Annotated in this window: 19 protein-coding genes, 1 tRNA gene, 3 rRNA genes, 1 other RNA gene, 1 pseudogene and 1 other annotated feature; of the genes and pseudogenes, 17 read left to right on the plus strand and 8 right to left on the minus strand. The window is 43.6% G+C overall.

Translation table 11 applies throughout. The annotated features are described in order from the left end of the window. The 3 genes from FZC78_RS22805 to FZC78_RS22815 all read left to right on the plus strand — a co-directional run. Positions 1–230 (plus strand): 23S ribosomal RNA (locus FZC78_RS22805); the annotation flags it as partial. A gap of 214 nt (positions 231–444) precedes the next feature. After that, a 5S ribosomal RNA gene (rrf, locus tag FZC78_RS22810) occupies positions 445–561 on the plus strand. A 752-nt stretch (positions 562–1,313) separates the two neighbouring features. Next, the gene (locus FZC78_RS22815; RefSeq protein WP_148942364.1) at positions 1,314–1,790 is read left to right on the plus strand and encodes a glutathione peroxidase; all 477 of its coding nucleotides are present in this window, start codon (positions 1,314–1,316) and stop codon (positions 1,788–1,790) included. An 80-nt stretch (positions 1,791–1,870) separates the two neighbouring features. Here FZC78_RS22815 and tnpB read toward each other — a convergent pair. The 3 genes and pseudogenes from tnpB to FZC78_RS22830 all read right to left on the minus strand — a co-directional run bounded on the left by tnpB (position 1,871) and on the right by FZC78_RS22830 (position 4,698). Beyond that, a pseudogene (gene tnpB / locus FZC78_RS22820) lies at positions 1,871–3,044 on the minus strand (IS200/IS605 family element RNA-guided endonuclease TnpB). A gap of 111 nt (positions 3,045–3,155) precedes the next feature. After that, positions 3,156–3,299 carry a helix-turn-helix domain-containing protein gene (locus FZC78_RS22825; protein WP_252183714.1) on the minus strand — a complete coding sequence of 48 codons (144 nt, stop codon included), beginning with the start codon at positions 3,297–3,299 and terminating at the stop codon, positions 3,156–3,158. A 457-nt stretch (positions 3,300–3,756) separates the two neighbouring features. Continuing rightward, positions 3,757–4,698: a YaaC family protein gene (locus tag FZC78_RS22830; RefSeq protein ID WP_148942365.1), complete on the minus strand. Its 942-nt coding sequence runs from the start codon at positions 4,696–4,698 to the stop codon at positions 3,757–3,759. Between the two features lie 111 nt (positions 4,699–4,809). Between FZC78_RS22830 and guaB the strand changes: the two genes are divergently transcribed. Further along, a complete protein-coding gene (gene guaB, locus FZC78_RS22835) occupies positions 4,810–6,273 on the plus strand; it encodes an IMP dehydrogenase (RefSeq protein ID WP_148942366.1) in 1,464 nt (487 codons plus the stop codon). A gap of 67 nt (positions 6,274–6,340) precedes the next feature. Here guaB and FZC78_RS23975 read toward each other — a convergent pair whose 3' ends face one another. After that, complete coding sequence (locus tag FZC78_RS23975; protein WP_187445069.1) at positions 6,341–6,604, minus strand: hypothetical protein; 264 nt, start codon at positions 6,602–6,604, stop codon at positions 6,341–6,343. A gap of 96 nt (positions 6,605–6,700) precedes the next feature. Here FZC78_RS23975 and FZC78_RS22845 point away from each other — a divergent pair, with 96 nt between their 5' ends. The 5 genes from FZC78_RS22845 to FZC78_RS22865 all read left to right on the plus strand — a co-directional run bounded on the left by FZC78_RS22845 (position 6,701) and on the right by FZC78_RS22865 (position 11,551). Then, complete coding sequence (locus FZC78_RS22845; RefSeq protein ID WP_148942378.1) at positions 6,701–8,047, plus strand: D-alanyl-D-alanine carboxypeptidase family protein; 1,347 nt, start codon at positions 6,701–6,703, stop codon at positions 8,045–8,047. Between the two features lie 188 nt (positions 8,048–8,235). After that, positions 8,236–9,117: a pyridoxal 5'-phosphate synthase lyase subunit PdxS gene (pdxS, locus tag FZC78_RS22850; protein WP_148942367.1), complete on the plus strand. Its 882-nt coding sequence runs from the start codon at positions 8,236–8,238 to the stop codon at positions 9,115–9,117. Positions 9,118–9,119: 2 nt separating this feature from the next. After that, the gene (pdxT, locus tag FZC78_RS22855; RefSeq protein ID WP_148942368.1) at positions 9,120–9,710 is read left to right on the plus strand and encodes a pyridoxal 5'-phosphate synthase glutaminase subunit PdxT; all 591 of its coding nucleotides are present in this window, start codon (positions 9,120–9,122) and stop codon (positions 9,708–9,710) included. 53 nt (positions 9,711–9,763) lie between these two features. After that, positions 9,764–9,987, plus strand: a binding site (T-box leader). Between the two features lie 62 nt (positions 9,988–10,049). After that, positions 10,050–11,330 carry a serine--tRNA ligase gene (gene serS, locus FZC78_RS22860; RefSeq protein WP_148942369.1) on the plus strand — a complete coding sequence of 427 codons (1,281 nt, stop codon included), beginning with the start codon at positions 10,050–10,052 and terminating at the stop codon, positions 11,328–11,330. A 128-nt stretch (positions 11,331–11,458) separates the two neighbouring features. Continuing rightward, positions 11,459–11,551 (plus strand) — tRNA-Ser (locus tag FZC78_RS22865). A gap of 287 nt (positions 11,552–11,838) precedes the next feature. Here FZC78_RS22865 and FZC78_RS22870 read toward each other — a convergent pair. The 4 genes from FZC78_RS22870 to FZC78_RS22885 all read right to left on the minus strand — a co-directional run bounded on the left by FZC78_RS22870 (position 11,839) and on the right by FZC78_RS22885 (position 15,859). Continuing rightward, on the minus strand, positions 11,839–12,507 hold the full coding sequence (locus tag FZC78_RS22870) for a deoxynucleoside kinase (RefSeq protein WP_148942370.1): 669 nt from the start codon (positions 12,505–12,507) through the stop codon (positions 11,839–11,841). After that, positions 12,504–13,145 carry a deoxynucleoside kinase gene (locus FZC78_RS22875; RefSeq protein WP_148942371.1) on the minus strand — a complete coding sequence of 214 codons (642 nt, stop codon included), beginning with the start codon at positions 13,143–13,145 and terminating at the stop codon, positions 12,504–12,506. Before FZC78_RS22875 ends, FZC78_RS22870 begins: the two co-directional genes overlap by 4 nt. Before the next feature lie 232 nt (positions 13,146–13,377). Beyond that, positions 13,378–14,661, minus strand: a complete 1,284-nt coding sequence (locus tag FZC78_RS22880; protein ID WP_148942372.1) for a glycosyl hydrolase family 18 protein — start codon at positions 14,659–14,661, stop codon at positions 13,378–13,380. 661 nt (positions 14,662–15,322) lie between these two features. Next, positions 15,323–15,859, minus strand: coding sequence for an isochorismatase family cysteine hydrolase (locus FZC78_RS22885; protein WP_148942373.1), 537 nt, complete (start codon positions 15,857–15,859; stop codon positions 15,323–15,325). 87 nt (positions 15,860–15,946) lie between these two features. On the opposite strand from FZC78_RS22885, the gene tadA reads away from it, so the two are divergent. The 8 genes from tadA to FZC78_RS22925 all read left to right on the plus strand — a co-directional run. Continuing rightward, entirely contained in the window at positions 15,947–16,468 is a 522-nt protein-coding gene (gene tadA / locus FZC78_RS22890) for a tRNA adenosine(34) deaminase TadA (protein ID WP_215727420.1), read from the plus strand. A 79-nt stretch (positions 16,469–16,547) separates the two neighbouring features. Continuing rightward, positions 16,548–16,812, plus strand: an RNA gene (gene ffs, locus FZC78_RS22895) — signal recognition particle sRNA large type. Between the two features lie 221 nt (positions 16,813–17,033). Then, the gene (gene dnaX / locus FZC78_RS22900; protein ID WP_148942374.1) at positions 17,034–18,722 is read left to right on the plus strand and encodes a DNA polymerase III subunit gamma/tau; all 1,689 of its coding nucleotides are present in this window, start codon (positions 17,034–17,036) and stop codon (positions 18,720–18,722) included. A gap of 21 nt (positions 18,723–18,743) precedes the next feature. Continuing rightward, a complete protein-coding gene (locus FZC78_RS22905; protein ID WP_148942375.1) occupies positions 18,744–19,064 on the plus strand; it encodes a YbaB/EbfC family nucleoid-associated protein in 321 nt (106 codons plus the stop codon). A 10-nt stretch (positions 19,065–19,074) separates the two neighbouring features. Further along, positions 19,075–19,671 (plus strand): recombination mediator RecR, encoded by a 597-nt coding sequence (recR, locus tag FZC78_RS22910; RefSeq protein WP_148942376.1) that lies wholly within the window; start codon positions 19,075–19,077, stop codon positions 19,669–19,671. Between the two features lie 20 nt (positions 19,672–19,691). After that, complete coding sequence (locus FZC78_RS22915; protein ID WP_148942377.1) at positions 19,692–19,910, plus strand: YaaL family protein; 219 nt, start codon at positions 19,692–19,694, stop codon at positions 19,908–19,910. Positions 19,911–19,968: 58 nt separating this feature from the next. Beyond that, positions 19,969–20,235 (plus strand): pro-sigmaK processing inhibitor BofA family protein, encoded by a 267-nt coding sequence (locus FZC78_RS22920; RefSeq protein ID WP_148942380.1) that lies wholly within the window; start codon positions 19,969–19,971, stop codon positions 20,233–20,235. Positions 20,236–20,705: 470 nt separating this feature from the next. Beyond that, positions 20,706–21,210, plus strand: a 16S ribosomal RNA gene (locus FZC78_RS22925); the annotation flags it as partial.

Here is a 21,210-nt window from a genome sequence, read left to right on the forward strand (position 1 = left end):
ATGGACGCACCGCTGGTGTACCAGTTGTCTTGCCAAAGGCATCGCTGGGTAGCTATGTGCGGAAGGGATAAGTGCTGAAAGCATCTAAGCATGAAGCCCCCCTCGAGATGAGATTTCCCATCACTTTATGTGAGTAAGATCCCTGAAAGATGATCAGGTAGATAGGTCTGAGGTGGAAGCGTGGCGACACGTGCAGCTGACAGATACTAATCGATCGAGGACTTAACCACAGTAAAAAGCGCAGGCGGCTTGAATAGAGGCGACAGGCATATGACAGCAAGCAGATGAGGGTGGTATTTGCCCTCGGCTGATTGATGACATATGACCCCGAGCCTCTAGCCGCCGGAGCTGGATTGCAAAATGCAGCGAAACTCGGAATGCTTTCTTCTTTCTTCTAATACTTTATCTAGTTTTGAGAGAACGATGTTCTTTCAACAGAATATGTCTGGTGACTAAGGCGAAGAGGTCACACCCGTTCCCATGCCGAACACGGAAGTTAAGCTCTTCAGCGCCGATGGTAGTTGGGGGATCTCCCCCTGTGAGAGTAGGACGTCGCCAGGCAAGACAAAGAGTACCCGAAGTGGTGCTCTTTTTTTGTGTTCAAATAATAGGGGGAGATCCCCAAAAATAGACTCTCTTATAACGCAGGAGCGAGGATGGGGAGGAGCAAGAAGGTCGAGGACGAAAGGGAGAGAGCACCGCAGTGGGCAACCGCCCATGAGGATGCGAACGAGCGAAGCGGACGAAGAGATTCGCCGCTCATCGCCGTCCGAGCCTTCAGCGCCGATGGTAGTTGGGCCTCCCCCTGTGAGAGTAGGACGTCGCCAGGCAAAGCAAAGAGTACCCGAGGGGTGCTCCTTTTTTGTGTTTAAAGAAGAAGGGGAGATCTCCAAAAAAGTTTTTCTCTGGGTACATGAGTAACTTGTTTAAGGAGTGGATATGTCCTCACTCTGAGGCTCTGGGTACATGAGTGACTAGTTTTTGAAGTAGATATGTCCTCACGTTGCGTTTCTGAATAAATGAGTGCCCCTGTTTCGGCATAGATATATCTTCATTTTGTGGAATCCAACGCAGGAGGGGGGGGGAGATCAATAACTAGAGGGAGAGAGAGCCAGCATACATATCCAGCAAGCAGTGTATATGCCATCCTCTTGTATCTAATTTATGGGTTAAAATACATCACTAACTTTAACTTGTATTATTCCTTCTCCTGCCTTTATTGAATCGAGGAATTTCTCTCACAACATTCAAATTTGCTTCTCCCAGTCCTATCCCTTAGTCTTTAAGTATATAGAACAAAGGAGAGATTCGAGATGACTTCAATTTATGATTTTGATGCGGTTAAACCTAATGGTGACGAAGTATCATTGAGTGAGTTTAAGGGAGAAGCAATGGTGATTGTGAATACTGCCAGCAAATGTGGGTTTACTCCTCAGTTTGAAGAACTGCAGTCTCTTTATGAAGAATTTAAGGATAAGGGATTCACGGTTTTAGGTTTTCCTTCAGATCAATTTATGAATCAGGAATTTGATAATAATGATGATATTATGGAATTCTGCAAAGTAAACTATGGAGTTAGTTTTCCGATGTTTTCAAAAGTGGATGTAAAAGGGAAAGGTGCTCATCCTTTGTTTAAGTATCTGATCAAAGAGAAGAAAGGGTTAATGACCTCCGAAGTGAAATGGAACTTCACAAAGTTTCTGGTTGACCGGGAAGGTAATGTGGTAAATAGATACGCACCTCAAACATCTCCCAAAAAGATTAAAGAAGATTTAGAGAAGATCCTTTGAACTACCCACCACTTATCGCCCTTACAGGTCGCTTGAAGTGGGGGATTCCTAAGAACACAAACCTATTGGTTCGTTTTTGGTTAGGCTAACTCCGCAGTCCCTGCGGTTAATCGCAATGCTTCGTTGCGAAGATTTATACTTGCGTTAAGATCCCTTTGATGGCTGCTTTTACAGGTTGGACACGTCCATTCACGCAACGCAAGATCTTTAACGGCTTTATACTTATGATTACATACAGAACATAGCTGGCTGGAAGGGAAATTTTTTGCTGCTGCTATCACCTGTTTACCGTACCATAATGATTTGTATTCTAACATAGACCTGAATTGGGCCCAGCTTACTTCGCTGATTCCTTTTGAAAGGTCTTTGTTTTTTAACATTTTTTTGACGGACAAATCTTCAATGCCGATAATGTCGTGGTTTTTGACTATTTCGGTAGAGATTTTATCCAGCATATCTTTTCTTGCATTAGCGATTTTTTCGTGCAGCCGGGCAACTTTCTTTTTTTGTTTAGTCCAATTCGAAGAACCCAATTGCCTCCTAGAAAGAATGCGTTGGGCATTCATTATTTTCTTTTCTAGTGTACGGAAAAAGCGGGGGTTTTTATAGGTTGTGCCATCTGAAAGAGTAGCGAAATCCTTTAAACCTACGTCGATTCCGACAGAGGTGCCGGTTTTCTTTATAGTGTTGAACTTCTGATTCAGCCATAATCGAAACGAAGAACTTACCTGAAGGGTTTCGTCTAATGGTGGCGTTCATTATTCGCCCGTCGACCTCACGACTCTTGGCCAAGCGAACCAGGCCGAGTTTTGGCAATTTGATGTGTTGATCTTTCACTTGTAGATTTCCGTTCACAAACTTTGTGGTATAGGATTGAACAGGATTCTTCTTCGATTTGAAGCGAGGTAAACGATTTTGTTTCTTGTAATATCGTGTGTAGGAATCATGAACGATTTCAACTGATTTCTGAAGGGCAATACTATCGACTTCTTTCAAGAATGAATAGGTCTTCTTGAGCTCTCGAACAGCTTTAATGGATTGGTTCTTGTTGAAAAATTCACCTTTCCAATTGTTCTGTAAAAGCTGCCCATTCTGTACCATTTCATTTACGATAGACCAATAAGCGTCTTTGTTCTTTTGTTTCCCAACAAAATAGTTGTAGATGAACCGGCAACAACCGAACGTTTTATTGATTAATTCAATTTGTTGGTGATTTGGATAGATCCTGAATTTAAAGGTTTTTTTAACATTCAAATGGTTTCACCTCCTTGTAGTAATTATACCAAGAAAGATGGTACCTTGGGAACGTATGTTTCTTTCAAAGTTTTTTTAGTAGAGACCAAAGGCAGGCGATTCATCTCCCCCTTACCGTTGGGCTATGCCCTTCACCTTTTGTTTCCCAACAAAATAGTTGTAGATGAACCGGCAACAACCGAACGTTTTATTGATTAATTCAATTTGTTGGTGATTTGGATAGATCCTGAATTTAAAGGTTTTTTTAACATTCAAATGGTTTCACCTCCTTGTAGTAATTATACCAAGAAAGATGGTACCTTGGGAACGTATGTTTCTTTCAAAGTTTTTTTAGTAGAGACCAAAGGCAGGCGATTCATCTCCCCCTTACCGTTGGGCTATGCCCTTCACACGCTTGAAGAGGGAGTTTTCTCGCCATTTTTTAGATAAAATTTCAGCGTGAATTCACTTTAAGTGAATTCACGTTTTTAGTAACCACAATTCCTCTACTATCACTATTTAGACGGCTAGACTATATATCATGAAAAGAATTTTACTAAGGTGGGGCGAGGTGAATGAAATAACTATCACAGCAGGGAGACCAGTGAGCCGGCTCTTTGACTTCAATACAGTGAATGGGCAGAAAAGATTTAAAGGGGTGATAAGCTGACTCTAAGTTTGTATGCCGTTTCTTCTTTATAGGTGAGACTTAATACAGCGTTTCTGCCTTTATTCATAAATTGGATAGAAGGTAGTCTTTTATTAAAGCTGGAGGCTTCTCCAGTGAGAGATAGAGAAAGTTCTTGATGATCGGATAGTCATCGGATGAATTTGATTTTAATAGTTCACTCCACCATTCTGTTTCATATCGTGCAATCATGCTCAGGTTGTACAGGAGCAGGTAATGGATGATTGGTTCGGGCAGTGTGTATGCTTGTGTGCGGTCACAGGGCAGTGAGTATTGGCTTGTCTTATTATTTAGCCTTATGGGTGGAATCTCCCCACATACTGCATCCTGGAAAGAAAGCTGTCCATTTTGAACATCAACCCTGTTTTCTGTTTTTTCTTGTAAAAACTGATGAAGGCGTTCTTCAGACATATGATAATGATGAAGAATTTCATCTGGAAAAGAAAGAATCTGTCCATTTAGAGACAAGGGAAAATGTGTTCGTTTATTAAAGATCAGCTTAAAAGTATCGTTCATCTCTGGTATTTGTGATAGTAATTCATCCATTTGGAATTTCTCAGCTTCTAAATGTTTCACGTGAAACATTTCTTGGGCGAAGTGGGAAAGCAGCCCATTTTTTTGTATTTTTATTTCATCCTTCAAGAAGCTGTACTGCTGTTTCTTTCTCTTTCTGCTTGTTACCCCGTGAGCCAGGACTGATGTGTTCTGGGGATAGAACGGATCGATGGTTAGTATGCATGCCTTTATGAGATGAATGTACCCATAGAAGAGCAGAATTGGCTGAATAGACAGAGGGGTGGCCAGTGCCTGTTTAAAGTATAGCTCGCCTTGTTCAAGATAATATATAAAAGGATAGCAGTTGTTATAGCTTTGTACGTCTGCTTCGTTCAGAGAGATTTTTTGATAGCATTTTTTTAGGTATTTCTGTGCCATTTCTGCAGAATGAAAACAGCTTAGTGATTCCCAAACTGATAAGGGGGATATCATTTTATAACCTCCAAGTTATCCGAATAATCTAACTACTAAATATCATCTTGACAGTATTTTAACCAATTGATAACCTACTAATAATATTTTGAGAAAAGGGGGACGAGAAAAATGTGGGAAACGAAATTTGCTAAAGAGGGTTTAACGTTCGATGATGTTCTGCTTCTTCCTGCAAAGTCAGAGGTTTTACCAAAGGATGTCAACATTAAGGTAAGTTTGACAAGTACGTTGAATTTGAATGTTCCAGTGATCAGTGCAGGTATGGACACTGTCACCGAAGCAGAAATGGCTATTTCTATGGCAAGGCAGGGCGGCCTGGGAATCATTCATAAAAATATGAGCATTGAGCAGCAGGCTGAGCAGGTGGATAAAGTAAAGCGTTCAGAAAGCGGAGTCATTTCCGATCCATTTTTCTTATCTCCAGAGCATCAGGTTTTTGATGCAGAACATCTGATGGGCAAATATCGCATTTCAGGTGTTCCAATCGTAAATAATAGTGAAGAACAGAAATTAGTCGGAATTTTAACCAACAGGGATTTACGTTTTATACAGGATTACTCCATCTTGATATCGGATGTAATGACGAAAGAGAACTTGGTAACAGCTCCAGTAGGCACTACTCTGGATGAAGCAGAGAAAATTCTGCAGCAGTATAAAATTGAGAAGCTGCCATTGATTGATGAGAATGGGGTGTTGAAGGGTCTCATTACCATTAAAGACATCGAGAAGGTCATTGAATTCCCGAACTCCGCCAAAGACAAGCATGGCCGTTTGCTGGCAGGTGCAGCAGTGGGTGTCTCCGGTGATACAATGAAAAGGGTTGAACAGTTGGTTAAATCCCAAGTTGATGTCATTGTGATTGATACTGCCCATGGACATTCAGCAGGAGTTCTGCAGGTTGTGAAGGAAATCCGTGGACTATATCCAGATTTGAATATCATCGCTGGGAACGTGGCAACAGCAGAAGCTACGCGTGCATTATTTGAGGCAGGTGCTGATGTCGTCAAGGTGGGAATCGGTCCTGGATCGATTTGTACTACACGAGTAGTAGCTGGAGTGGGAGTACCGCAAATTACAGCCATTTATGATTGTGCTACAGAAGCCAGAAAGCATGGGAAAGCAATTATCGCGGATGGCGGTATTAAATATTCAGGTGATATTGCGAAAGCACTGGCATCTGGTGGACATGCTGTCATGCTCGGCAGCCTTCTTGCCGGAACGACAGAAAGCCCCGGCGAAACGGAAATCTTCCAGGGCAGACGTTTTAAAGTATACCGAGGCATGGGCTCTGTCAGTTCCATGGAAAAGGGATCGAAAGACCGTTACTTCCAGGAAGAAAACAAGAAGTTCGTTCCAGAGGGGATTGAAGGAAGACTTCCTTATAAAGGACCACTTTCAGATACACTTTATCAGCTGATCGGCGGTTTGCGGTCAGGTATGGGGTACTGCGGTGCAAAGGATCTTCAAGCTTTAAGGGAAGAAGCTCAATTCATTAAAATGACAGGTGCTGGACTTCGTGAGAGCCATCCGCATGATGTGCAGATCACGAAAGAAGCACCGAACTATTCGCTTTAATAGATTTCAAGGAATACCGTCAAAGAAAAAGCCTGCTTTCAGGCTTTTTCTTTGATTAGGTGTATTCTTAGCGAGAAGGGCCTTTCGGCTTTGTAATCAATCCAGCTCCAGCGCCTAGCCCCTCGGGGTCAAATAACCCAAAGAGAATAAAAGGGAAGACCGCCTTTTTTTCTCTTTGGAACATTTGCCTGTCGGGGCTGATCAAGGCGCTTCCGCTTTTTATCAATCCAGCTCCAGCGCCTAGCCCCTCGGGGTCAAATAACCCCCAGAGAATAAAAGGAAAGTGCGCCTTTTTTTCTCTGAGGAACATTTGCCTGTCGGGGCTGATCAAGGCGCTTGCGCTTTTTATTTCCTAAACTAGGAAAATACTCTATCTATTATAAATAGTGCTAATATGATAAAATAACAAAAGTGTTTACATAAATTGATGGAGGGCTACAAAGTGAAAAAATGGTTTCAAAAATCTGTCGTTTCTTTTTTGGTCTTAGTATTAGCAGCAGGAGTTTTCCAACCGGCAATTTCTGCGAATGCTGAAGATGCACTGAACGCTAATGCGGAAGCAGCAATCATAGTGGAAGCTGAAACAGGCAAAATCATCTATGAAAAGAATTCGGAAACAGCCCTGGGAATTGCAAGTATGACAAAAATGATGACAGAATACTTGCTGCTTGAAGCAGTTAATGAAGGAAAAGTTGATTGGGAGCAGAAGTATACGATACCTGTCCCACTTTCAAATCTTTCCCATAGAACAGATTTAAGTAATGTACCATTAGAAGCTGAAGCACAATACACAGTAAGAGAATTATATGAAGCAATGGCGATTTACTCTGCAAATGCTGCTACTATGGCTATTACGGACATCATCGCTGGCTCTGAATCAAACTTTATTAAAATGATGAATGACAAGGCTGAAGAACTTGGCCTTCAATCTTATAAATTTGTTAACTCAACTGGCTTGAACAATGCTGATCTTGGAGAAATGAGGCCTGAAGGTACGGGAGCTGACGAAGAAAATGTTATGTCAGCAAACGATACTGCCAAGCTTGCCTTTCATTTACTGAATGATTACCCAGAGGTATTGGAGACTGCCCAGATTACAGAGAAAACATTTGGAAGTGTCAAGATGCAGAACTGGAACTGGATGCTTCCAGGGCTCGTTTATTCCTATGAAGGAATGGATGGATTAAAAACAGGCACAACCGATTTTGCCGGTTACTCCTTTACAGGAACGGCGGAGCGAAATGGTACGAGATATATAACCGTCGTAATGGACGCACATCCAAACGAAGGAGAAAATGAATATCATGCTCGTTTCGCCCAAACAGCGAACATGCTGAATTACGCTTTCAACAACTTCACTAAAGAAGAGATCTTCCCTGCTAATTATGAGGTGAAAGGCCAGAAAACTCTTCCGGTTGTAAAAGGGAAAGAAAAAGAAATTACGATTCATTCAAAAGAGCCATTAACGATGGTCGTTAAAAATGGCGAGAAGGATTTCACACCTCAATTAGTGTTGAATGAGGAAAAATTAAATGAAGATAAACAGCTTACAGCCCCAATCAAAGATGAAGAGCAGGTCGGCTACCTTACCGTCGAGGGCGGGGATGACCTTGGCTTCATCACAGACAACGCAGCTGCAGGCGGACAAGCCGCAGTTGTAACGGCAGATGCAGTAGAAAAAGCAAACTGGTTCACTTTATCCATGAGAGCCGTAGGCGGATTCTTTTCTGATATTTGGGGAAGCATTACGTCCACTGTAAAAGGCTGGTTCTGACCCAGCTAATGAATTAGGATAGTTAATACCCAAAAACCACCACTTGTCTTGACATAAGGTGGTTTTTGTTGTTTATTTAGCATGGGGGAAAAATATATTCCTGAGAGAGTTAGTTAATTTTTTCCTTACAATAATACTGCTTTTTGGTTGAAAATATATATAGGAAATCTGAAGGGGGACATATAGAAATGAAAACGGGTACAGACTTAGTTAAACGTGGAATGGCTGAAATGCAAAAAGGCGGCGTAATCATGGACGTAGTAAACGCCGAGCAAGCAAAAATCGCAGAAGCATCAGGTGCTGTTGCGGTTATGGCATTGGAACGTGTACCAGCTGACATCCGTGCAGCGGGCGGGGTAGCGAGAATGGCGGATCCTCGTATTGTAGAAGAGGTTATGGGAGCTGTTTCAATCCCTGTTATGGCGAAAGCACGCATCGGGCATATCGTTGAAGCACGTATCCTGGAATCAATGGGTGTGGACTACATCGATGAGAGTGAAGTATTGACTCCGGCTGATGAAGAGTACCACTTGAATAAAAGGGATTATACTATACCATTTGTATGCGGCTGCCGTGATTTAGGGGAAGCAGCACGACGTATCGGCGAAGGAGCTTCTATGCTTCGTACAAAAGGTGAGCCTGGTACAGGCAACATCGTAGAGGCTGTCCGCCACATGAGACAAGTGAATGCGCAGGTCCGTAAGCTTGTGACAATGAACACGGATGAAATCATGACAGAAGCGAAATTGCTTGGTGCTCCATATGAATTACTACTGGAAATCAAAGAACACGGCAGACTGCCTGTTGTTAACTTTGCTGCCGGCGGTGTGGCGACGCCAGCAGATGCCGCTCTTATGATGCAGCTTGGTGCAGACGGCGTATTCGTAGGTTCCGGTATCTTCAAATCAGACAACCCTGAACGTTTCGCTAAGGCGATTGTAGAGGCTACTACACACTACGAAGACTACGAGCTGATTGCAAAACTTTCTAAAAATCTTGGTATTGCGATGAAAGGAATTGAGATTTCTTCTCTGACTCCTGAAACACGCATGCAAGAACGCGGCTGGTAAGAATGGTTACGATCGGAGTATTAGGGCTCCAGGGGGCTGTTAGAGAACATGTCCGTGCCATTCAGGAAAATGGAGCTGAAGCAGTTGTGGTTAAGAAGGCGGCTCAGCTTGAAGGCATCGACGGACTGATTTTCCCTGGTGGAGAAAGCACAACGATGCGCCGTTTGATTGATCTCTATGATTTTATGGACCCGATGAGAAAATTTATTGATGAAGGGAAGCCTGTTTTCGGAACCTGTGCCGGCCTGATTCTGCTGGCGAAAAATATCGTTGGATATGCTGAACCTCATCTTGGTGTCATGGATGTAACTGTTGAGCGGAATTCATTCGGGCGCCAGCGTGAAAGTTTTGAAGTGGACCTTGATATTGCCCATGTAGGTGAAGGGTATAATGCGGTATTCATCCGTGCCCCTCATATCGTGGAGGCAGGAGAGAATGTCGAAGTGCTGGCGAAGCATGATGGCAGGATCGTACTGGCTCGTGAAGGTCAGTTCCTAGGCTGTTCGTTTCATCCCGAATTAACATCGGATAACCGCCTGACTGGTTATTTCATCAAGATGGTGGAAGAAACAAAAGAAAAACAAATGGCATAATCCTATTGCATTGAGGCCATAATTGTAGTAACTTATTATACAAACTTAATCGCTCGAAAACGTTGAGAGGAAATAGTAATGCGGACTGCTTTCTTCAGAGAGTCGGTGGCTGGTGAAAACCGATGTAAGCACCTCATGAATCCATCCTTGAGTAAAGGACTGAACGCAGCACTGCTGCAACTAGGCCCTTTCGGTGAGAACCGTTATATTACTTAAGAGGAAAGTAGTTTCTTACTATTTTCAATCAGGGTGGCAACGCGGAACCTCCGTCCCTTTTATGGGATGGGGGTTTTTTGTGTTCCTGAAAATTCTCGAGCCGATAACAAGGAGGAAATAAAAGTGCTGGATATTAGATATTTAAGAGCAAATTTTGAAGAAGTGAAGAACCGCCTTCAAGACCGCGGGGAAGATTTAAGTGATTTTGAAAAGTTTGAAGAGCTTGATGTAAAAAGAAGAGAATTGCTTGTGGAAACAGAAAACTTAAAGAGTAAGCGCAATGAGGTATCTCAACGAATCGCCGAAATGAAAAAAGAGAAGCAAAATGCGGATGACCTGATCGTTGAAATGCGGGAAGTCGGCGGCTTAATTAAGAAGCTGGATGAAGAATTAAAAGAAGTGGAAGGAAGTCTTGACCATTTGATGCTTTCTATTCCTAATATTCCTCATGAAAGTGTTCCTGTCGGAGCTGAGGAGGAGGATAACGTAGAAGCACGTAAATGGGGAGAAGTCCCAACTTTCGATTTTGAACCTAAGCCTCACTGGGATCTTGCAACAGATTCTGGCATTCTTGATTTTGAAAGAGCAAGTAAAGTAACAGGAAGCCGCTTTGTTTTTTATAAAGGCTTGGGTGCCAGATTGGAACGTGCTCTTATTAATTTCATGATGGACCTTCATATGGATGAACACGGTTATGAAGAAATGCTTCCGCCATACATGGTCAACCGTGAGAGCATGACAGGTACCGGGCAGCTTCCTAAATTTGAAGAAGATGCATTCCTGATTGAAAGTGAAGATTACTACCTAGTCCCGACAGCAGAAGTGCCTGTCACCAATTATCACCGCGATGAGATTCTGGCAAATGACCAGCTTCCGATTGCTTATACAGCATTCAGTGCCTGCTTCCGTTCTGAAGCGGGATCTGCCGGAAGAGATACAAGAGGGTTGATCCGCCAGCATCAATTCAATAAAGTGGAACTTGTCCGCTTTGTCCGCCCTGAGGATTCTTATGATGAGCTGGAAAAATTGACAGGACATGCTGAGAAAGTCCTTCAGCTGTTGAACCTGCCATACCGGGTAATGTCTATGTGTACAGCGGACCTTGGCTTTACGGCTGCAAAGAAATATGACATCGAAGTTTGGATTCCAAGCTATGAGACCTATCGTGAAATCTCTTCTTGCAGTAACTTTGAAGCATTCCAGGCACGCCGTGCAAATATCCGTTTCCGCCGCGAGCCTGGCGCGAAGCCGGAACATGTTCATACATTGAATGGATCTGGACTTGCCCTTGGCCGTACGGTAGCAGCCATTCTGGAGAACTACCAGCAGGCAGACGGCAGCATTGTCATCCCTGAGGTGCTAAGGCCATATATGCGTGGAGCAGAAGTCATCAAACCTAAATAAAAGAAATCGATCTCGAGCGGAAATCCAATTTTCGCTCGAGATTATATCTCAATAATTTTTTTGTAAAAAAACCTCGAAAAATTGTTGACTCAGTATTTATCCTGTGATAATATAATATTTGTCGACACGGAGGAATACCCAAGTCTGGCTGAAGGGATCGGTCTTGAAAACCGACAGGGGTGTAACAGCCCGCGGGGGTTCGAATCCCTCTTCCTCCTCCATTGTTTTTAAATTAACCATAGCGCATAAATATTGGAGATAAAAAAACCGCTGCCTTGTGCAGCGGTTTTTTACTTGTTTGGCTGAAACTCTTAGTGTGAACTCGCAACTTTGAGATCAAGTGCTGCAGATTGTTATTATGAACTTTTTGAATAACTTTGATATCCCTCGGAGCCGAAGAGGGGGTTACTTGAACTTGCGATATTAATAATTTAGTGCCCCCATGGTAGGTGCTTTGCAAAGGAACCCAAAAAGGATGGACAGCCCGGCGGCTTGTCCATCCTTTTTGTTATGACTTCAACAATCGTGTCTGTTCAATAAAATATCCAATTCTTTCAACAATCGGCTCAATTGAATTTTCGTTATTGACGAGATCATAGTCATTGATATTCAATCGCAGCACAGGGCATGCATTGAAGGAGTCGATCCAGTTTTCATAACGGATATGCATTTCCTGCCAGTAATCAACTGGAGTCTGCTGCTCCATTGGGCGCCCTCTTTCACGAATGCGGTCCACCACATCATCGATGGAGCCTTCCAAATAGATGAGAAGGTCGGGATGAGGGAAGTAAGGAGTCATGACCATTGCGTCAAAAAGGCTTGTGTACGTATCGTAATCGATAGCGGACATATTTCCTTTTTCATAGTGCATTTTGGCGAAGATGCCTGTGTCCTCATAGATGGAACGGTCTTGGATGAAACCTCCGCCGTATTCAAAAATTTTCTTTTGCTCTTTAAAGCGCTCAGCGAGGAAATAAACTTGAAGGTGGAAGCTCCAGCTCTTGAAATCCTCATAAAATTTGTCCAGGTAAGGGTTGGTATCGACTTTTTCAAAAGAAGTGCGGAAACCAAGTGCCTTCGCAAGTCCGTTTGTCATCGTCGACTTGCCAACACCAACAGTTCCGGCAATCGTGATAACGGAATTGTTCGGGATCCCGTATTTGTTTCGAAGATTCATGATAAAGTGGCTCCTTTTTTCAATGTTTGATCTAAAGAATCTATAATAAGTGCTAAATCATCTTTGTTCTTCACAAAGTCCATTTGGTCTCCATTAAAGCGAAGCACAGGAATGTTCGGATACTTGCTTTCGAACTGAGAGATATGGCGTTCGTAATCCAAGGAAAGCTGCTCCAGATACAAAGGGCTTATCTTCTTTTCAAACTCTCTGCCCCTTAAGGCAATTCGATGCAGAAGGGTATCAAGGCTTGCGTTTAAATAGACCACCACATTCGGTACAGGCATGTCTTCCGTTAGTATTTGATAAATGTTCATGTATTTATCAAACTGCTTGTTCTTTAAGGTTCTCTCTGCAAATATGAGGTTCTTTAAAATATGATAATCAGCCACGACTGGCTTATTGTGCGAAATAAAGTGTGATTCTATATCCTCCAGCTGCTTGTAGCGGTTGCATAAGAAAAACATTTCGGTTTGAAAGCTCCATTCATCGATGTTGTCATAAAACTTATCTAAAAATGGATTTTCATCTACGATTTCTTTTAAAAGATGATAATTGAAATGAGCTGAAATCGCTTTGGCCAAAGAAGTTTTCCCTACCCCAATCGGTCCTTCGACCGTAATGAATGGAATGCTTCCCATACAATGTCCTCCTTTACCGACATTATGGTGTAATAATCGACATGTACTCGTCAAATGACGACATGTGTTATTTTAACACAATATATAGTCGCGAGGGTGACTTTTTAGAAGTAAGTTCTGCTAAACAAGGCTCTTTATTTCCACATGGCCATAATAGATTTAGGGAAGGCCAGGCACCTAGTAAAAGGAAAAAACCGCCTTCTCTTGTTAAGGGAAGGCGGTTCTATCAGTATTATCTTTTTACCACATCAAAATTATCCGTGATCAACAGCCAGTTCTGCGGGAAGGGAAGGCCGAGCTTCCAATAACTCATTCCCCTTAACTTCAGTTCTTTCATTAAATCGAATTTTGCCTGGATGGATCTTGCATCTTCAAACCAAACCTCATGCTGGTTTCCTTCTCCGTCCTGATAGGTGAAAAAAGGTGCTTGAGCTTCGTCATCATATTGAATAGGAACATTATTCTGTGCTGCGATTTCAATGGCTCTTTGCGGGCTGACGGCCTTGGCGACATCTCCTTCTTTAAAAGGAAGTGTCCAGTCATACCCATAAAGATTCTGTCCCATCATGATCTTGGATGCGGGCATTTCGCTTATCGCATACTCCAGGACTTCCCGGACAGGCCCTATCGGCGACACCGCCATAGCGGGCCCTCCGCTGTATCCCCATTCATAAGTCATAATAACTACAAAATCTACAATCTCCCCATGAGCTTTGTAATCATGAGCTTCATACCATTTTCCTTTTTGGTCTGCGCTCGTTTTAGGAGCGAGAGCGGTGGAAAGAAGCCAGCCCTCCTGATTGAAGCGGGCCTTGGCTTTCCGGAGGAACTGGTTATATGCTTCGCGGTCCTGGGGGCGGAGATATTCAAAATCAAAGTGAATATCCCTGAATCCGTATTTCTTGGCGGTGGCCACCACATTATCCAGGAACTTGTTCTGGATGTTTTGGTTATTCAAGAGGATTCTTCCGACTTCATCACTAAATTGGCCTTCCTCTTGGTTCGTAATGGCCATCATGAGGACATTTCCATTTGCCCTCCCGATCTCCAATAGATTCCCAAGGGGCGGCTCTTTCAATGTACCGTCTCGTTTTGCTTCAAAGTCGAAAGGAGCAAGATAGGTAAGATATGGAGCGGCTTCTCTTGCGGCTTCCTCCAAATTCGGCTGCACGGTTGTGCCATAAGGTTCTACATATGCATTGAATTCAGCATCCGTTTTCGGGCGCTCGGGGATATAAAGACGGAAACCTACCTGCAGCGGCTGATTAACGGAAATACCGTTGATCTGGGCAAGCTCTTGATAAGAGATGCCGAACCTCCGGCTAATGGACCACAAGCTGTCTCCCGGCTGTACAAAATAAAATAAACCTACAATGGGGATGACCAGGGTCTGGCCGGCGACGAGATTGTCAGGATTAGGAAGATCATTCGCTTCCACGATATCTTCAACAGTTGAATTATATGTTTGAGCAATTCCAAACAACGACTGATTAGGTTGGACCACATGGATTTGCATTACTTGCCCTCCCTTTCACATTTTCACTGTAAGAAATGTATGCAGGAAAAGAGGGAAGTATGATGATTCAGGGAGATTTTTTTAAAATTTTTTTTGCAAGGATGGGTTCCCTCCGAGGGCAAAATATCGCGGGGTGAGCGGTGATCAAGAGGGGCTTGGCGGTGGAATTAGACTTCCTGCTAGTACCACAGGAGATTGCCTGCTCTGAGGTCACCTTTAGTTCAAAAAGGGAAAAGGGTAATTTTGTACTTAAATGCTGCAACAATTTTTGGATGACGCTCTTTTTTTAACTTTGAAATGTCCCGGCCGGTGCAAGGGTGCTGATTCCCCAAATATGGAATAGTGAGGGTTACATTAACTGATTAGGAGTTCAGGTTAGGTACGTTAGAAATAGAGGGAAATTTTCCCCTTAATTAATATTAGGGGACCGAAAATTATCTAAATAGAGGGAGAAATTCCCCTTATTTTTTTCCGATAGTTACTCATAGGGAACTGATTTTTATTTCTCTTATTTTTGATGGTAATTCGTAAGCTCTATCGATCGAGTCCTAATCAAACAATAAAGGACCGAAAATCTACTAGTAAGCCAGCCCATAGGATTTTTCCGGTACCAAGCAATATGGCATTTGGACATTTGGAAAAGAGCGTGGCAATAGTAACGCTATATGATACTTCCTGATTCAACGATATCCGCCTTCAACACATTCTTCATCATCTCTATGGCATACCGGTTATCCTCTTCACTTACAGAAGCAATGCAGTCTTCTGGGATAATCAGATTGAATTCCCTCATATAAGCATCATTGGCTGTAAATAACACACAGATATTTCCGGCAATGCCTGTAAGGATGAGTGTATCTACCTTTAAGGAATGAAGAAGGGTATTCAAGGCGGTGCCGTAGAAAGCAGAGTGTTTAGGTTTGATTAAGAAATAATCATCGTTTCCAGGCTTCAATGTTTCGATGATGGGCCGGCTGATGTCATTCAGGCATTTATCATAGATTTTTTTCAAATCAGCCTGCCAGAGGGTATAATGGTCATTGATATAGATGACGGGCATATTGTGCTGCCGGCAGGCGCTGCGCAGAGAATCAAGAGGCTTTACCATCTTCCTGGTATGGTCAGCAAGTGTTTGGCCGTGTTCAAATTGAAATGGATTCAGGATATCTATAATTAATAGAGCGGTATGGTCATTCATCGTTATCCTCCTTTTGCCATAGTGTGGGGAGGGGAGAGTGATTTTATCCATACAGCCAGTGACTATTAAGGGTTAGGGGTTATACAGGTGGATACCAAACAGGAATACTTTATGAAACTTGCCATAGATGAGGCTAAGAAAGCCGAAGGAAAAGAAGAAGTCCCGATCGGTGCAGTGGTCGTGCTGGATGGTGAAGTGATTGGGGGTGCCCATAATCTTAGGGAAACAACTCAAAATGCCGTAACTCATGCGGAACTGCTGGCGATTGAACAAGCCTGTGAAAAAATGGGTACCTGGAGGCTGGAAGGGGCAGAGCTCTATGTCACTTTGGAACCCTGTCCCATGTGTTCCGGCGCCATTCTTCTATCAAGGATCAAGACAGTAGTATATGGCGCACCCGATCCAAAAGCGGGATGCGCAGGAACTCTGATGAATCTTTTGGAGGATGAGAGGTTTAACCACCAATGTGAGGTGGTGCCGGGGGTGCTGCAGGAGGAATGCGGCTGGCTGTTGACGAGCTTCTTCCGCAAGCTCCGGGCTAGAAAAAAAGAGGAAAAGATAAAAAGGAAAACACAGCTGGAACAGGATACAGGAATTGACAATGTCTAACCCGTTGCTTTTTTCCGTAAGAGCTAGTATACTAATATTTGCGTCGGACATGGCGCAACTAAATATGGTATCAATTTTGCCGTGCTAGGCGGGGAGGTAGCGGTGCCCTGTACTCGCAATCCGCTCCAGCGAGGCTGAATCCCTTCCTGAGGCCTGCACTCTGTAAGGTCTGCCTCAAGTAAGTGGTGTTGACGCCCGGGTCCTGCGCAATGGGAACCCATGAACCATGTCAGGTCCGGAAGGAAGCAGCATTAAGTGGACTCTCTCATGTGCCGCGGGGTTGCCTGGGCCGAGCTAACTGCTTGAGTAACGCTTATGGATGCATGTCGACGGAAGGTGCACGGCAGTTTAATACTTATAATGAAACTCATCCTTTGCGGGGTGAGTTTTTTGTATACAGAAAGAACTTCAACAAAAACCCCGATAATCGTAAAACAGTCTTTGTAAAACCAATTTTAATTAAGTTATAATAGATAGATGAGAATAAACTTTACAAATATGCCCGTTGAAGCCTTCGCTGGAAACGGCCATTTTATTAAAATACATATAAAAGGAGGAGAATGTTTTGAGTTATCAAGCTTTATATAGAGTCTGGCGTCCACAGCAATTTCTTGATGTAGTCGGCCAGCAGCATGTAACGAAAACACTGCAGAATGCTCTCCTCCAGCAAAAGATCTCACATGCCTATCTTTTCTCGGGACCAAGGGGAACCGGGAAAACGAGTGCTGCCAAGATCCTGGCCAAGGCAGTCAACTGTGAAAGGGCTCCGATTGCAGAGCCTTGCAATGAATGTGACTCCTGTATCGGGATTACAGACGGATCCATCCCTGATGTCATCGAGATCGATGCAGCCTCCAATAATGGGGTTGAAGAAATTCGAGATATCCGTGACAAAGTTAAATATGCACCTAATGTGGTTTCCTATAAGGTCTATATTATAGATGAGGTCCATATGCTGTCTATCGGAGCGTTCAATGCTCTGTTAAAAACACTGGAAGAACCTCCGAAGCACGTGATCTTCATCCTGGCCACCACCGAGCCGCATAAAATTCCGCTTACCATCATTTCAAGGTGCCAGCGTTTCGATTTCAAAAGGATCACTGCAAGGGATATTGTTGGGCGAATGACTCATATTGCCGATGAATCGGGTGTACAATATGAAGAAAAAGCACTGCATGTAGTCGCAAGGGCGGCAGAAGGGGGAATGCGTGATGCCCTCAGCCTCCTGGATCAGGCGATATCCTTCAGCCAGGACAGAGTGACGGTAGATGATGCCCTGACAGTAACGGGAGCGGTATCACAGGTCTACCTGAATAGGCTGGCCAAGGCGATTTTTGAAAACGAAGTAGCCGACGCCCTTCAAGCTTTGGAAGAACTGCTTTTCCAAGGAAAAGACCCGGCAAGGCTGACAGAAGATCTCGTCCTGTATTTCAGGGATATGCTGCTTCACCAGACAGCTCCGAACCTCGAGGAATCACTGGAAAGGGTCATGCTCGATGAAGATTTCAAGGCATTGGCCGAAAGAGTCTCACCTCAGCATATTTACCGATTTATTGATATACTTAATGATGCACAGCAAGAAATGAAATTCACCAATCATGCCCGGATCTATATAGAGGTTTCCATTGTGAAACTTTGTCAGATTGAAGTGGAGAACAAGGTATCTTCACCGGAAATCGGGCAGTTGATTCAGAAGGTCCAGAACCTGGAGAATGAATTGCAGCATCTTAAGGCGAAGGGAGTTCCTGTACAACAGGAATCAGCTCCTGCCCCTAAGAAGCGGGCGCCTTCTTCCCGAAAAGGTTTCAAGGTTGCAACGGGAATGGTACAGGAAGTATTAAAGACAGCGACGAAGGAAGACCTGAATCTTATCAAGAGCCGCTGGGGAGAAATGCTTGAAGTCCTCAATCAGAGGCAGATGCGCTCTCAGGCAGCACTGCTCAATGATGCGGAACCTGTTGCCGCGTCCTCCCACTCTTTCATCCTGAAATTCAAGTATGACATCCACTGCCAGATGGCGATGGAGAATGCAGCGTTTACAGAGGCGCTGGGCTCCATACTTGGCCAGCTTGCCGGCACGGAATATCAAGCGATTGGCATTCCGGAAGACCAGTGGCAGAATGTGAGAGAGGATTTCATTAAGCATCAGAGAACTGATGATCCGGATTCTGCTGCAGGTGAAGAGGCGGAAGATCCGTTGATTGCTGAAGCAAGAAAGCTTGTAGGAGAAGATTTAATAGAAATAAGAGAATAAAATTAATGGAGGTTTTTTACTATGCGTGGAATGGGAAATATGCAAGGTATGATGAAACAGATGCAAAAGATGCAAAAACAGATGGCTCAAGCTCAGGAGGAACTGGGTGAAAAGCGCTTAGAAGGAACAGCAGGCGGCGGAATGGTAACGGTAATCGTTTCCGGTCATAAAGAAGTGCTGGAAGTGAATATCAAGGAAGATGTAGTAGATCCAGAAGATATCGAAATGCTGCAGGATCTTGTGCTTGCTGCAACAAATGACGCTTTGAAACAAGCGGATGAACTAACGAACTCAACTATGGGACAATTCACCAAAGGAATGAACTTACCGGGAATGTTCTAGGAGGTTTACTATGCATTATCCTGAACCGATATCGAAGCTCATTGACAGCTTCATGAAACTGCCGGGAATAGGGCCGAAAACTGCGGCCCGACTGGCGTTTTTTGTTTTAGGCATGAAAGAGGATACAGTCCTTGAATTTGCCAAGGCGCTTGTGAACGCCAAAAGAAAGCTGACCTATTGTACGGTCTGCGGCCATATTACTGATCAAGACCCTTGTTATATCTGCGAGGATGCAAGAAGGGACCGGAGCATTGTATGTGTCGTGCAAGATCCGAAAGACGTCATCGCGATGGAAAAAATGAAAGAATACAACGGCCTTTATCATGTTCTCCATGGAGCAATCTCTCCTATGGATGGAATCGGTCCGGAAGATATCAATGTTCCCGATCTATTAAAAAGGCTTCAAGATGAACAAGTGGAAGAAGTCATTCTCGCTACAAACCCGAACATTGAAGGCGAAGCCACAGCTATGTATATCTCAAGGCTTTTAAAGCCATCCGGCATACGCATTACAAGAATCGCCCATGGGCTTCCGGTAGGCGGAGACCTGGAATACGCGGATGAAGTCACTCTCTCCAAGGCATTAGAGGGAAGAAGAGATGTATAGAACAGGAGTGGAATGTGAGTATGTTCTTTCGAAAAAAAGGTAAATTACGAAAAGAGTATGAGAATAAACTGCTCCATTCATTGGAAGAGACAAAAAAAGATTGGATATCACAGCGTGCTTTAGAAGACTTAAGCATAGAGAGCTCGTATGAAATCAATTACCAATCAAAAATTGCCGAGGCCAAATACTTTTTCTTCTTCAGGGAAGCGAAAAATAGAAAAGTCGTCATAAAAAGATAGACAACCCTCATATCCTCTCTATAAGGTATCGATTTATCCTTTAAAGGAGGGAAGCATGATGAGTCCGGTTGTGGTTATCGCTGTTATCAGCAGTTTGATTGTATTTCTGCTTGCAGCAGGGACTCCGTTCAAACCTGCAAAATTTGCTGGACAGCTATGCATGAAGGTATTGATCGGAGCACTGTTCTTATTTTTCTTAAATGCCTTTGGAAGCCAATTCGGCATACATGTTCCAATCAACCTGGTGACTTCTTCGATATCCGGGATTCTCGGAATACCTGGAGTAGTGGGGTTAACCATCATCCAAATGTATATCATCGTATAGACTCCGCTGAAATCTTAAGCGGGGTTTTTGTTTTCAGTAATGCAACTCTTCATAGGGCCAAATATAAGCATCCAGCTAGTAAATTAGAGCCTAGGTAAGAAGAGAGTAAAAAGATTTCAGTGCAGAGGTGCTCGGGGAGACGGGATAGAACCTTCGCTTTATAGATAAGAGTGGATTTAAAAGAATAGATTCTATGGAATTTCTTTTCTTTCAAAAAAACTTTTAAATATGTGTTGACGTATTTAAGTTATCCATGATATTATATTCCTTGTCGCTGAAACAACAGCGAATTGATTTTAAAAAAACATTGACACCACATTACGACTTATGTTACACTAATTTGGTGCTCAAGAGAGACACATTGAACATTGAAAACTAAACAACTCAAAACGTCAACGTAAATCTAGTAAGAACATTGTTCTTACAAAGTTGCTAATACTTTAAAAATAGCAAATGAGCAAGTCAAACTTCTTTCGGAGAGTTTGATCCTGGCTCAGGACGAACGCTGGCGGCGTGCCTAATACATGCAAGTCGAGCGGACTGATGGGAGCTTGCTCCCTGAAGTCAGCGGCGGACGGGTGAGTAACACGTGGGTAACCTGCCTGTAAGACTGGGATAACTCCGGGAAACCGGGGCTAATACCGGATAGTTCTTTTCCTCGCATGAGGAAAAGTGGAAAGGCGGCTTCGGCTGCCRCTTACAGATGGACCCGCGGCGCATTAGCTAGTTGGTGAGGTAACGGCTCACCAAGGCAACGATGCGTAGCCGACCTGAGAGGGTGATCGGCCACACTGGGACTGAGACACGGCCCAGACTCCTACGGGAGGCAGCAGTAGGGAATCTTCCGCAATGGACGAAAGTCTGACGGAGCAACGCCGCGTGAGTGATGAAGGTTTTCGGATCGTAAAGCTCTGTTGTTAGGGAAGAACAAGTGCCGTTCGAATAGGGCGGCACCTTGACGGTACCTAACCAGAA

The sequence above is a fragment of the Rossellomorea vietnamensis genome (genome assembly GCF_008180415.1).
Classification (GTDB): Bacteria; Bacillota; Bacilli; order Bacillales; family Bacillaceae_B; genus Rossellomorea; species Rossellomorea vietnamensis_C.